14 protein-coding genes and 1 pseudogene are annotated in these 12,699 nt (G+C 54.7%); 11 read left to right on the top strand and 4 right to left on the bottom strand.

Translation table 11 applies throughout. The annotated features are described in order from the left end of the window. Window positions 1-11 precede the first annotated feature (11 nt). Window positions 12-416 carry a universal stress protein gene (locus NDQ72_01265; GenBank protein WKD28604.1) on the top strand — a complete coding sequence of 135 codons (405 nt, stop codon included), beginning with the start codon at window positions 12-14 and terminating at the stop codon, window positions 414-416. 26 nt (window positions 417-442) lie between these two features. On the opposite strand, the gene NDQ72_01260 is transcribed toward NDQ72_01265, so the two are convergent. Further along, window positions 443-742: a GIY-YIG nuclease family protein gene (locus NDQ72_01260; protein WKD28603.1), complete on the bottom strand. Its 300-nt coding sequence runs from the start codon at window positions 740-742 to the stop codon at window positions 443-445. Further along, entirely contained in the window at window positions 735-1,208 is a 474-nt protein-coding gene (locus NDQ72_01255; GenBank protein WKD28602.1) for a YchJ family metal-binding protein, read from the bottom strand. The genes NDQ72_01260 and NDQ72_01255 overlap by 8 nt, the downstream gene beginning before the upstream one ends. Before the next feature lie 154 nt (window positions 1,209-1,362). On the opposite strand from NDQ72_01255, the pseudogene NDQ72_01250 reads away from it, so the two are divergent. After that, window positions 1,363-1,664 (top strand): annotated as a pseudogene (locus NDQ72_01250) (hypothetical protein). 78 nt (window positions 1,665-1,742) lie between these two features. Here NDQ72_01250 and NDQ72_01245 read toward each other — a convergent pair. Continuing rightward, complete coding sequence (locus tag NDQ72_01245) at window positions 1,743-2,915, bottom strand: multidrug effflux MFS transporter (GenBank protein WKD28601.1); 1,173 nt, start codon at window positions 2,913-2,915, stop codon at window positions 1,743-1,745. Window positions 2,916-3,073: 158 nt separating this feature from the next. Between NDQ72_01245 and NDQ72_01240 the strand changes: the two genes are divergently transcribed. Continuing rightward, complete coding sequence (locus tag NDQ72_01240) at window positions 3,074-3,943, top strand: LysR family transcriptional regulator (protein ID WKD28600.1); 870 nt, start codon at window positions 3,074-3,076, stop codon at window positions 3,941-3,943. Window positions 3,944-3,987: 44 nt separating this feature from the next. Here the strand turns inward: NDQ72_01240 and argE are convergent, their stop codons facing one another. After that, window positions 3,988-5,157, bottom strand: a complete 1,170-nt coding sequence (gene argE / locus NDQ72_01235; GenBank protein ID WKD28599.1) for an acetylornithine deacetylase — start codon at window positions 5,155-5,157, stop codon at window positions 3,988-3,990. 201 nt (window positions 5,158-5,358) lie between these two features. On the opposite strand from argE, the gene ugpB reads away from it, so the two are divergent. From ugpB to NDQ72_01195, 8 genes are all read left to right on the top strand, one after another. Beyond that, on the top strand, window positions 5,359-6,684 hold the full coding sequence (gene ugpB / locus NDQ72_01230; GenBank protein WKD28598.1) for a sn-glycerol-3-phosphate ABC transporter substrate-binding protein UgpB: 1,326 nt from the start codon (window positions 5,359-5,361) through the stop codon (window positions 6,682-6,684). 90 nt (window positions 6,685-6,774) lie between these two features. Further along, complete coding sequence (gene ugpA / locus NDQ72_01225) at window positions 6,775-7,659, top strand: sn-glycerol-3-phosphate ABC transporter permease UgpA (protein ID WKD28597.1); 885 nt, start codon at window positions 6,775-6,777, stop codon at window positions 7,657-7,659. A 31-nt stretch (window positions 7,660-7,690) separates the two neighbouring features. Beyond that, window positions 7,691-8,533: a sn-glycerol-3-phosphate ABC transporter permease UgpE gene (ugpE, locus tag NDQ72_01220; protein ID WKD28596.1), complete on the top strand. Its 843-nt coding sequence runs from the start codon at window positions 7,691-7,693 to the stop codon at window positions 8,531-8,533. A 1-nt stretch (window position 8,534) separates the two neighbouring features. Beyond that, window positions 8,535-9,584, top strand: coding sequence for a sn-glycerol-3-phosphate import ATP-binding protein UgpC (locus NDQ72_01215; protein ID WKD28595.1), 1,050 nt, complete (start codon window positions 8,535-8,537; stop codon window positions 9,582-9,584). 141 nt (window positions 9,585-9,725) lie between these two features. Further along, entirely contained in the window at window positions 9,726-10,952 is a 1,227-nt protein-coding gene (locus tag NDQ72_01210) for an RNA polymerase sigma factor (GenBank protein ID WKD28594.1), read from the top strand. A gap of 97 nt (window positions 10,953-11,049) precedes the next feature. Beyond that, the gene (locus NDQ72_01205; GenBank protein ID WKD28593.1) at window positions 11,050-11,895 is read left to right on the top strand and encodes a YciI family protein; all 846 of its coding nucleotides are present in this window, start codon (window positions 11,050-11,052) and stop codon (window positions 11,893-11,895) included. Beyond that, complete coding sequence (locus NDQ72_01200) at window positions 11,892-12,269, top strand: YciI family protein (GenBank protein ID WKD28592.1); 378 nt, start codon at window positions 11,892-11,894, stop codon at window positions 12,267-12,269. The genes NDQ72_01205 and NDQ72_01200 overlap by 4 nt, the downstream gene beginning before the upstream one ends. Continuing rightward, entirely contained in the window at window positions 12,266-12,634 is a 369-nt protein-coding gene (locus NDQ72_01195; GenBank protein ID WKD28591.1) for a DUF1428 domain-containing protein, read from the top strand. Before NDQ72_01200 ends, NDQ72_01195 begins: the two co-directional genes overlap by 4 nt. Window positions 12,635-12,699 lie beyond the last annotated feature (65 nt).

Raw genomic sequence — 12,699 nt, 5'->3', positions numbered from 1 at the left:
GGGCACCTCGCATGTATAAGAATATTCTAATCACAACGGCGGCAGACAATAACTCCAATATCCTGCAAAAAATCGAAGTGGCACGTAAGCTGGCAGACAACGACAGCAGCATACAGATCATTTCGGTAATGGAGCGTATTCCCCCTTATATCGCACCATCACTGCCCAGTGATTACCGCGAAACCACCGCGCAGCGCATTAAGGACGGTATTCGTAAGAAAATTGGCGACGAGCACTACGAGATTCATATTGTGGAAGGCAATGCCGCTCATCAGGTGGTCAAGTTTGCCAAACGCAACGGCGTCGATTGCATCATTATTTCCTCGAATCGCCCCGGCTTTCCCGACCACTTTATGGGCTCCACCGCCCTCAATGTTGTACGCCAGGCAGCGTGTACCGTGACGGTGGTTCGGTAGACCGGCCATTCGATCATCAGCGACAGTTACCTATCCAACGCCGAGCCGGAAAAATCGCTAATCGGCCACTGAGTGGCCCATTGACGTTTTCGGCTTGGCGTTTGGCGCTTCAGCGCATATTCAGCGCGGCTGGCTGCGGCGCGATCTGCAAAAGGTTGCGCGCCGAGCAGTGCTATCGGTGGATTCGCTCGGGTATAGCGGGCGCCTTTACCGTCGCAGTGTGCTTGGTAACGTTTCGCTAGGTTATTGGTAATCCCTACATAGGTGCCGCGTTTGCACTCAAGTAAGTAGAGGAACCATTGGGTATCGGTATTGATACTACTCACCGCAACAACTCTTTATTTTTCGACCACTACCACATAGACAGCGCTCGTTTCGTCGGGGTTTGAGGCGTTCAATGGTCGGCACGCCATCCACATACCACCAACGCCCATCTTCAAGCACAAACCGTGAGTTTTCTTCCAGCACATGCCAGCGGTTTTGTTCACGGAAATAGGCTAAAAAATGGACTGTGCCCTGAGCCTCTTTTGCTGGCGGTGCCGCCACAATCGTGAGCGCTTTCCATTGGGTGTTTGGGTCGGGCGCTAGCTGTGCTGGCCGCGTTGATGCGTGCCAAGTAGCGAGTAGGTAATCACGGCTATTCAACGCGAATGCCGTAAAACGTGAACGCATTAGCGCTTCCGGCGTAGGTGCCGTTGCACCTTGGTGATAAGGCTGGCAACACGCCGTGAATGCAGCACCACTGCCGCACGGGCAGTTGGCTGACGTTGAGACTGGCGTTGAAAGCGTCATATTGAAAGCTCTGTATTCTTTGGTTTATAGATTTGGTATACGTTTTGTTTCGGTATTGGCACAGAGTTAGATATAGTACCAGAGCTACATCATCAGACAGACGGAGTACGACACACGACCAAGCATTCTTTCCAAACCCAGTGGAGGTTCTCCTATGAAGGTTTACAAACCCGAGTGGCAGTGCACGTTTAGCGTAAACGAAGGCGCGGTAGAATCAGCAACCTGGAAAGAGCGAATCGCCTGGCGGCTTAGACAAATCGCCGATCGACTAGAAGGCGGTGGCCGTACGGTAAAAATCGACTACAACGTCTCTCCGCACGTTAGCCGAGACGAAGTTTGGGAAAAGGGTTTGAGGTGACTCAGCGGCTGCTGACCCAACTTGCCCGCCAACAGGCCTGCGAAGATGTGATGCGCCATGCGAAAGCAGAGCTTTACGAAGAGCAGCATCAGCACTAATAGCCAGTCCGTAAGCGTCTCAAGAAAACACCCGTCTATTTATATTGGCGGGTGTTTTTTATTTCCCCTTAGCTGCCATTACACTACTTTCTTCCGGCATTCAGACCATGGCAAGCATGTGAGTAGCGCGAGTAGCCCAAGCGCTAGTACCGCATCGCCAAGCACACCAACTCCCGTACCGAACACAGCACTCACCCCCATCGCTACCAATGCAGCACTACCAATCTGGCAGAACCCCACCAGCCCCGATGCCGTCGCCACATGCCCGTGTTCACTGGCAACTGCTCCGGAGACCGCTAGCGATAGCGAGGAACCATTAGCAAGGCTGACTAAACACATCGGGAGTATCACACTGGCTGTGCCCTGTAGTTGCAACGCGCCCACGGCCAAAAATGCGACACCGCCAAGTACGAAAAACACGATGCCTGCTGTGACGATGCGATCATAGGGCCAGCGATCGAGCAGTCGTTTAGCCAGTAGATTGGCACCGATGATGCCAGCTGTCAGTGGCAAGTACATCCAGCCACTCTGCTCCTCGCTCAACCCTTGGCGCGCGAATAGAAAGGGCGACTGGGTTAGGTAGACAAACCAAGCACTGTAGATCGCACAGACGACCAGCGTATAGCGGCAGAAGGTCCGGTCACGCAAAACGTGGCCAAATCCGGTAAAGGGCGAGGTTCGAGTACGATCCGGGACAGGGAGCGTTTCTGGCAGCAGCGTTAGCACCATCAGTAGCGCCATAGCGCCGAAAGCAGCCACGCATAGGAAGTCGGCTCGCCATCCGAAGGTAGCGGCCAAGTGCCCTCCGATGGCTGGCGCTAACGCTGGTGATAGCGATACTAGCGGGTAGACCATCGCGTAAACCTTGGCCGATGTGCGCTTATCACAAGTGTCGGCGATCAAAGCGCGACCAATCACTAAGCCCGACGCCGCACCAACCGCTTCGAGTATGCGCCAGGCCAGGAACCCGACATAGCTATCAGAGGCCGCACAGCCCAGCGAACCGGCCATGTACAGCGTAATGCCAGCAAACAGCAACGGCTTGCGACCATAACGGTCCGACAGTGGTCCATAGACCAATTGCGCACTCGCCAGCGCCAGCAGATAAATAGAGACCGTTTGCGGCATTTGCCAGTCGGCAACGCCGAACTCAATGGTCATGCTCGGCATCGCGGGTAGATACACGTCCGAGGCAATCAGGCCAAAGGCACTGAGCATGGCGACGGTCAGGATGAAAGATACACGAGGCATGGCCACTCCCTGCAGCGGCAGTCAATCTGCTGCGCGCGATATGGGTTAAGAAGAATTTAAATTCAGAAGGAATAGGTGCCATGGTACGAGGCGGCCTTGCATGTGAAAATGCATGAATATGCAGTGAGTGACTGCATATTTGCAGCATGGAGAAATGCATGAACTGGGATGATGTGCAAATTTTCCTAGCGGTGTATCGCGCAGGTACGCTACGAGGAGCAGCGCAGCAGCTATCCATTGACCAAACCACCGTGGGCCGGCGCTTGACTAGCCTGGAGCGAGCACTGGGTAGTCGGCTATTCCTGCGCGCCACGGGCGGGTTGGTACTGACCGATAGTGGTCAACAAGTGCTAACCACGGCCGAAGACATGGAGCGGCTAGCCGTCTCCTTCAAGCGACGCGGCGAGGGAGCTGACGAGCGAGTCGCTGGTGAAGTGCGCGTGACCACGACTGACGCACTCGCTGTGGACTTCGTGGTGCCAGCAATTGAACGCCTGCGTACCAGCCATCCTGAAGTGCGTGTGATCTTGAGCACCACAACGCGATTATTCGACTTGGCGCGGCGTGAAGCCGATGTCGCCGTGCGTACGCTACGCCCGGAACAACCCCAGTTGATCGTGCGACAGCTTGGCCGCTGGGAGGTCGGTTTATACGCGACCCAGCGTTATCTGGAGCAGCATGGCGAGCCACAACCCGGTGAAGGCTTCGCAGGTCACGATATTGCGCTCTACCAAAGAGGAGTGACCGGGCGGCAGGATGACACGTTGGCTGGCGAATCAAGGCGACGGGGGCGTGTAGTCGCCGAGCTGGACTCCAGCCTGATGTTGGCAACCTTTGTACGTGCAGGCCTGGCCTTGGGAGAATTGCCGGACTACTTGGCCCAGCGTGACCCCAAGCTGATACGCGTATGGCCTGAGCGTCGCCGGGCCAAGCCTTATGAGGCATGGCTTGTCTTGCACCAGGATTTAGCACGCACGGCTCGGGTCCGGGTCGTTGTGGAGGCGATCGCCGAAATGTTCGCCCATTGACGTGTACAACTAGCTTACGAAGCCGCCATTATAAGTAACGACCATCATCCCAAATGGGGTGTTTCTAGCGCCTGCCCTAAGCGCTGCATAAACGCCGTACACTCATGCAACTGCGCCGTCTCAATATACTCATCGGGTTGATGCGCCTGGGCGATGCTGCCAGGGCCAAGAATGATTGTCTGCAAGCCCTGGCCTTGGAACTGCCCGGCCTCGGTGGCATAAGCGACCGCATGATTACAGCAGGCGTGTGGCAAATGATCTTTAGCTAAACGAAGCACCTGGTCGTTTTCGCGGTCGGCCAAGCCCGGCACTGTCACGTTTAGCGGCTCGGTGGTAATTTCAACGTGCTTGCCTTTAGCCTGCAGCTCAGCGCTTAGCTGGGCGCAATAGGCATCAAAGCGCGCGTATATTTCGTCGAAGGTATCCGTGGGCAGATGGCGAATTTCCCACTCAAACTGACACTCCCGCGCCATAATGTTGATCGCCGTACCGCCTTTTATTTTGCCAACGTGCAGGCTGGTATGAGGCACATTAAAAGCCTCATCGACGCGGCCCTCTTCTACCAATGCCGCCATGGTGTCTTCAATGAACGTGACGAGCCTTGCCGCAACATGGATAGCTGAGGTGCCTTGATTCACTTGGCTACTGTGGGCCTCCTGGCCAATCACGCTAGTGCGCAGATTAGTTGCGCCTTTTTGCGCGACCACCGGCTGCATGCTGGTAGGCTCACCAACAATGACGTGGGCAGTGGTGGAGTAGTGCTCGTAAAAGCGTTTAATAAGACTCGGCGCGCCCACACAGCCAATTTCTTCGTCGTAAGAAAATCCGAAATAGATAGGCTGCTTCAGCGGCGCATTAACCCAGGTAGGCACCATGGCTAACGCACAGGCAATAAAGCCTTTCATATCACAGGTACCACGCCCATACAGGCGCCCATCGCCACCGTCACGCAGGGTAAACGGATCACTCGACCATGGTTGACCAGCCACCGGCACGACGTCGGTATGCCCAGAAAGCATCACTCCGCCAGGGGCGTCAGGGCCTACGCGGGCAATCAGGTTGGCTTTGCTGCCACACGGGCTCATCACCCGCTCTGAAGCCACACCATAATCGGCTAGATAGTGCTCAACGAATTCAATTAGGGCCAAATTAGATTCACTGGAAGTGGTATCGAACGATACTAGCTTCGCCAGTAATGTGGTCGCGTCAGTCATACTGCTCTCGTCAGTTAGGCTCTTCATATCACCCTATCACCGCCTCTCTCCTTTGCCTACTAAGCAGGCCGACGGACAGCCAAACGTTGACTGTCACGTCGAGTTCATCGTGCATTCATGAAAACGTCATCTACACTTTCTACTGTTCAGTGCACCCAAAAACTTAATAAACGTACTGCGAACGACCCACAAGGAGCCGTTATGTCTCGTTTCACATTGCACGCGCTTGCCCTAGGGGTGGCTACGGCCACGTTTAGCCTTTCTGCCCATTCTGCGACCGAAGTGACCTGGTGGCACGCCATGGGAGGCCAGCTTGGTGAAATCCTTGAAGAAATGACGGAGGAGTTTAACGCTTCTCAGGACGACTACCACGTCACACCCAGCTACCGCGGCAATTATACCGAAACGATGACCGGCGCCATTGCGGCGTTCCGTGCGGGCGAGCAGCCGCATATTCTGCAGGTTTTTGAAGTCGGCACCGGCACTATGATGAACGCCAAAGGCGCCATCTACCCGGTGTACGAGTTGATGGAAGAGCATGGCCGCGCGTTTGATCGCGAAGCCTTCCTGCCCGCCGTGGTTGGTTATTACACCGACACCAACGGCAACATGCTGTCGTTCCCGTTCAACTCTTCTACGCCGATTATGTACTACAACCGGGACATGTTTGAGGAAGCGGGTCTAGACCCTGAGCAGGCGCCACAAACCTGGTCTGAAGTGGCCGATTTTTCGCGCCAAATCGTCGATTCTGGGGCGGCCAGCTGTGGCTTTACCACCTCCTGGCCTAGCTGGGTAATGCTGGAAAACTTCTCCGCTTGGCATAACGTGCCACTTGGTACGCTGGAAAACGGCTTTGGCGGCATGGAAACCGAGCTTACCTTCAACAATGAGCTGGTCGCCCGCCATTGGGATAACCTCCATAACTGGCAGGAAGAGGGTGTCTTTAAGTGGGGCGGCCCCGGTTCTGGCCCTGACTCAGAGCCGCTGTTCTACTCCCAGGACTGCGCGATTTTCTTCGGCTCTTCTGCTTCCCGTGCGGATGTCGCTGCTAACTCTGACTTTGAAGTCGGTTTCGGTATGCAGCCCTACTATGACGACGTAGATGGCGCGCCACAGAACTCCATCATTGGCGGTGCCACCCTGTGGGCACTACAAGGCCACACCGATGACGAGTATGAAGCCGTTGCCGCTTTCTTTGAGTACCTCTCACAGCCTGAGGTACAAGCCGAGTGGCACCAGCAAACCGGTTACCTGCCCATCACTCAAGCGGCATGGGACTTGAGCAAAGAGCAGGGCTACTACGATGAGAATCCAGGCGCCGATATTTCACTGAAGCAGATGACGCTAAACGAACCGACCGAGAACTCGAAGGGACTGCGGTTTGGTAACTTTGTACAGATCCGCGACATTATCTCCGAAGAGATGGAAGCCGTGATGACCGGTGGCAAATCGGGCCAGGAAGCAGCTGACGACGCAGTGGCACGTGGTAATGATTTACTCCGTGACTTTGAAGCTGCCAACCAGTAAATAAGTACTCACTTCGCCGCCTACCCCACTGGGTAGGCGGCGATTTCGTTTGTCGATGCTTATATTTACTAACCATTTGCAGAGCTGCCCATGCAAACTAAACGCATGACCTACCCTGGTCGCTTTTTGCCCTACGCGCTGCTGGCACCCCAGGTGATTGTGACGCTGATTTTCTTTATCTGGCCTGCTGGCCAAGCGTTGTATCAGTCGCTATTGCGCGAAGACGCCTTTGGGCTGCGCTCGACGTTTGTGGGCTTGGAAAACTTCGCTCGCCTGTTTCGCGATGGCGCTTATCTTAACTCGCTCTCCGTGACAGCGGTGTTTGCCGTCGGTACCACACTCCTGTCAATGACGGTGGCTCTATTATTGGCCAGCACCGTCAACCGGATGATTCGCTCACGTAGTACCTACACCACACTGCTGGTATGGCCCTATGCGATTGCCCCTGCCATTGCTGGTGTGCTGTGGTGGTTTATCTTCAATCCGTCGATTGGCATTGTGCCCTATATGCTAGAAATGGTGGGCTATCAGTGGAACCACCGCAACTCGGGAAGTGACGCCATGCTGCTGGTGATTTTTGCCGCCGCCTGGAAGCAGATCTCCTATAACTTTCTATTTTTTCTAGCGGGCTTACAGTCAATCCCACAATCGCTGATTGAAGCCGCCTCCATTGACGGCGCCAGCCCGACTAAGCGCTTCTGGACGATTATTTTCCCGCTGCTCACGCCAACTACCTTCTTCTTAATGGTCGTTAACGTGGTTTACGCCATGTTCGATACATTTGGCATTATTCACGCAACTACCCAAGGCGGCCCCGCCCAGGCCACCAACACGCTGGTCTATAAGGTCTACGCCGATGGCTTCGTAGGCTTGAATTTAGGCTCTTCGGCCGCTCAGTCAGTGATTTTAATGGCCATTGTGGTCGCACTCACGGTGGTGCAGTTCCGCTTTATCGAGCGCCGCGTGAACTACTAACACCACTGGCTAATTGTTTGGGAGACTTTCAATGGTTGAAAACCGACCCTGGGCGAATTTTTTTGCTCATCTGACGTTGATGATTGGCGTCGCGGTGGTGGTGTTCCCCGTGTACGTTGCGCTCGTGGCATCTACCCAGGCGCCAGGCGACTTGCTACGCGGTACACTGCCGATGCTGCCCGGCGCCCATGGTATCGAAAACTTTACCCGTATGTGGCAGTCCGGCGTTTCCAACGCAGGAGCCTCACCAGCAGGCATGATGCTATGGAACAGTTTTGTTATGGCCATGGCGATTACCGTAGGAAAACTGTCGATCTCGCTACTGTCGGCGTTTGCAATTGTTTACTTCCGATTTCGTTTTCGGATGTTTTTCTTCTGGCTAATTTTCATCACGCTGATGCTGCCCGTCGAAGTGCGCATTATTCCAACGTTTCAGGTCGTTGCGGATCTCAACATGCTCAATAGCTTTGCCGGGCTGTCAATTCCGTTAATTGCCTCGGCCACCGCGACGTTTCTGTTCCGCCAGTTCTTTATGACCATTCCCGAAGAAATGCTCGAAGCCGCTCGCGTCGACGGCGCCGGGCCACTGAAGTTTTTTAAAGACATCTTGATGCCACTGTCGGTGACCAATATCGCCGCGCTGTTTGTGATCATGTTTATCTACGGCTGGAACCAATACCTGTGGCCACTGCTAATCACCACCGATCCTGACTACTACACCATTGTGATGGGTATCCAGCGCATGACTTCGGAAGAAAATCCCCAGTGGCATTTGATTATGGCCGCAGTGGTAATGGCCGCCCTGCCGCCGGTACTGGTGATTCTGTTTATGCAACGCCTATTTGTGAAAGGCCTGACCGAGACGGAGAAATAAGATGGCCAGCATTACCTTGGAAGGGCTGAAGAAAACCTATACCGGCGATGTTCACGCCGTCAAAGGCATCGACTTACAGATTGAAGATGGTGAATTTGTAGTACTCGTCGGGCCATCCGGTTGTGGCAAATCGACCCTGCTGCGTATGGTCGCGGGGCTTGAAACCATTACCGAAGGCACGCTCAAAATCGGCGACCGGGTAGTCAATAAGCTAGAACCCGCCGAGCGCGATATCGCTATGGTGTTCCAGAACTACGCGCTTTATCCGCACATGACCGTCTACAACAACCTCGCTTATGGCTTAAAGAACCGCGGTTTCAAAAAAGATGACATCGATAAACGCGTGCGCTTAGCGGCCAAGATGTTGGAGATTGAAGACTTCCTGGAGCGCAAACCGCGCAAGCTTTCCGGCGGCCAGCGCCAGCGGGTAGCCATGGGCCGAGCACTGGTGCGCGAGCCTTCAGCCTTCTTGTTCGATGAACCGCTTTCCAACCTGGACGCCAAGCTGCGCGTGCAGATGCGGGTGGAGATTAAACAACTACAGCGTCGCCTAAAAACCACCAGCCTGTATGTCACCCACGACCAGTTGGAAGCCATGACCCTGGGCGACCGCTTGGTCGTGCTAAATGCCGGGCAAATTGAGCAAGTAGGCACCCCGATGGAGATCTACGCCCGTCCGGCCACCATGTTCGTTGCGGAATTTATTGGCTCCCCGGCAATGAACATGTTGCCGCTGGATTACCTGCGTACTCAAAGCGGCATGCTGGATCACCTTCCCGAAGGCACCGATACCCTCGGCATTCGCCCAGACGACATGCACCTCACCGCCCCCGATGCGCCACACCTAGCCATCGACGCGACACTCATGCTCTTTGAAGCAGCAGGCGCGGAAAGCCATCTGTACGTTAATCTCGCCGACAGCGAACAACCCACGGTGATTCGCACCGCGGGCCAGCCAGCCGTTCGTGAAGGTGAAACATTGCGCTTCTACGTGCCCCGCGATGCTCTTCATCCTTTTAATAGCACCACTCGAAAGCGCACCGATGGTTAACACCGCGGCTTAAGAAAAATACGCATTAGAAAAGCACGTCATCGGAGATTTCATGCGCTACGTTTGAGCTAATAACAATAACTCGCTGCTCGGCTATTTTTTTGCCGGTAGCGTATGGATCTCTGTGATGAATACTGGTCTATGAAGACAGAATGTAATGACCTCGACACCTTATACCGCGATCATTCCCGGCGCGTACAGGCGACTCTGATTCGCTTGCTAGGGGATTTTGAGCTTGCCGAAGAAGCAATGCAGGACGCGTTTGTGGCAGCGGTTCAGCAATGGCCGATTAACGGTTCGCCCGACAATCCTCAAGCCTGGCTAATTCGTACCGGCTACCACTGTGGGATTAATCAGATTCGCCAACGCAGCACGGCACGCCGCCGAGCTCATTTGCTGTTACCCCCCGAAGAGACACTGGATCTAGAACCAGCGACGATCCAAGACGATGCACTGCGCCTGTTGTTCACCTGCTGTCACCCAAGCCTGAACATGGAAGCCCGCGTGGCATTAACCCTACGGGAAATGTGCGGCCTCACCACCGAGCAGGTGGCGAGTGCGTTACTTATGAAACCCACTACGCTGGCGCAACGCATCGTGCGCGCTAAGCGCAAAATTCGCGATGCCCGCATCCCCTATGCAGTGCCTGACAGCGAAGCACTCCCCGAGCGCCTGCCGGATGTACTCCAGGTTATCTATTTAGTGTTCAACGAAGGCTACTCACGCAGCATGGGCAGCCAGGTCGTTGATGTCAGCTTGACGAAGGAAGCCATGCGCCTCGGCAAGGCGTTAGCAAGGTTGCTACCCAGTGGCGAGGTGTTTGGATTGATGGCACTGATGCGGCTTAATGATGCTCGTCGCGATGCACGCCAAGACAGCGCGGGTGACTTAATCACCCTGGACGAACAAAACAGAGATTTGTGGCACCAAGAGGACATTCGTAGCGGCATCGAATGGCTTGAGCAGGCGCTAGCGCTTACACCAGCCGGCTACTATACACTTCAGGCATCGATTGCCGCGGAACACTCACAGGCTACCAGCGCCGAGCAGACCGACTGGGGAAGAATCGTGAGGCTCTACAATGCACTATGCCGCCGCAACGCCTCCCCTATTCTGGCGCTGAATCGCGCAGTGGCCATTGCCATGAATGGTGCGCTGGCAACCGGCTTGCAGCTTCTTGATGAGTTAGCGCATCACCCACAAATGGGCCGCTATCATCTTTTTCATGCAGCACAAGCGGATTTGCTGCGCCGCCAAGGCCAATATGATGCAGCGCGTAGTGCCTATCAGCAGGCACTTGTGCTGGCTACTCATGATCCAGAGAAGCGCTTTTTGCTAAAGCGGCTGTCTGAGCTAAAACAGCCTTGATAAAAAACGTGATAAAAAAATAGTTCGGCCATGTCGATTTCCGCTCGCCCCAAACGACTAGTGAGAGTACCCCCTCGGATCATCCAGGAGACTCTCAATGAAATTCATGCTAATTCGCCGTGCCGATACCAATACCGAAAATGGCGTTATGCCTTCCCAGGAATTGCTTGCCGACATGGCTGCTTATAACCAGCGTTTAACTGAGGCAGGTGTATTTTTAGACGGTGATGGCTTACATCCAACCAGCGATGGCTGCCTGATCCGCTTCGATAATGGTACTCCCACCATTCTCCCAGGGCCTTTTTCGCACCCCAGTGAGCGCATTGCCGGCTACAGCGTACTAGAAGCACCAACACTTGAAGAGGCCATTCATTGGGCTAAGCAGTGGCCCACCCAAGATGCCGATGGCAACGTGACGCTTGAGCTGCGTCGCTACTTCTCGTTGGAGGATTTTGAGCCCGGTGCTGGCATTGAGCAGCACCGTAACCTTGCCCGTGTGCCGGATGCCATGAACGTGCATGTAGCCTTTCCCGGCACTTGCCGTGAGGCCATGCAGTTTTATGCCGACGTCACTGGTGGCCAGTTGGAATGCCTACTGACTTACGCTGAAACGCCTGCCGCTGAGCACGTACCGCCCGCCCTTCATGACCACGTTATCCATGCCTCGCTGAACCTGCGTGGACGCCGCTTGATGGGTGCCGATATGGCGGCTGACGGCTATACACCACCTCAAGGGGTAGAGATTCAATTGGAGTATCGGGATATCGAGCAAGCCGCACGAACCTTTGCTCAACTAGCGGAGGGTGGAAAGATTGTCATGCCGTTCGAAGCGACCTTCTGGTCGCCAGGGTTCGGTATGGTAACCGACCGCTTTGGCGTCGGTTGGATGGTAAACGTTCCGTCAGAAAACTGCTCTTTAGCCACTGAAGGAGACGTTCCATGAAGTACGTTGCGCTAGTGTATTACCAAGAGCAAATTATCAATGCCATGAGCGAACAGGAGTGGTACGACCTCAACCAGGAGTGTATCGCGGGGGTCGAGCGCCTGAGCGCCAGCGGCAACTACCTTACCGGGCAGCCGTTACAGCCAACGGAGACTGCTACCACCGTACGCGTGCGTGATGGCGAGACACTGATCTCCGATGGTCCCTTTGCCGAAACCAAAGAGCAACTGGCTGGCTTCTACCTACTGGAAGCTCGCGACTTGAATGAGGCACTGCAGTTGGCTAGCCGCATCCCGCCAGCTCGACTGGGCAGCATTGAAGTACGCCCCGCTCGAGAACTCCCACCCAAAGCAAACGCAGGAGAAACAGCATGAATACTACCGCCACACCCTATGTCGATGGCTTCATCGCTGCCGTGCCGACCGCTAATAAATCTGCGTTTATTGAGCACGCCCGCGCCGCCGCAGAAGTGTTCAAAGAGTTCGGCGCACTGCGAGTGGTAGAGTGCTGGGAAGATGATGTTCCCGAAGGAGAGGTCACCTCGTTCTCCATGGCGGTTAAGCGAAAAGATCACGAAAGCGTTGTTTTTTCATGGATAGAGTGGCCTTCCAAAGCGGTACGCGATGTCGCTATGCCAAAAGTCATGGAAGATCCACGCTTACAAATGGACGTTAATCCCATGCCCTTTGATGGCAAGCGTCTTATTTATGGCGGCTTTGAAAGCATCATGACTATGTGAGTACACCGGGCCGTTTCACTTAATAGAAATGGCCCGAAAGCCCTTCCTCTTGGTAAGTGACTCCC

Source organism: Halomonas sp. KG2, from assembly GCA_030440445.1.
In the GTDB taxonomy this organism is placed as follows: Bacteria; Pseudomonadota; Gammaproteobacteria; order Pseudomonadales; family Halomonadaceae; genus Vreelandella.
This window is presented reverse-complemented; position numbering and strand designations above follow the sequence as displayed.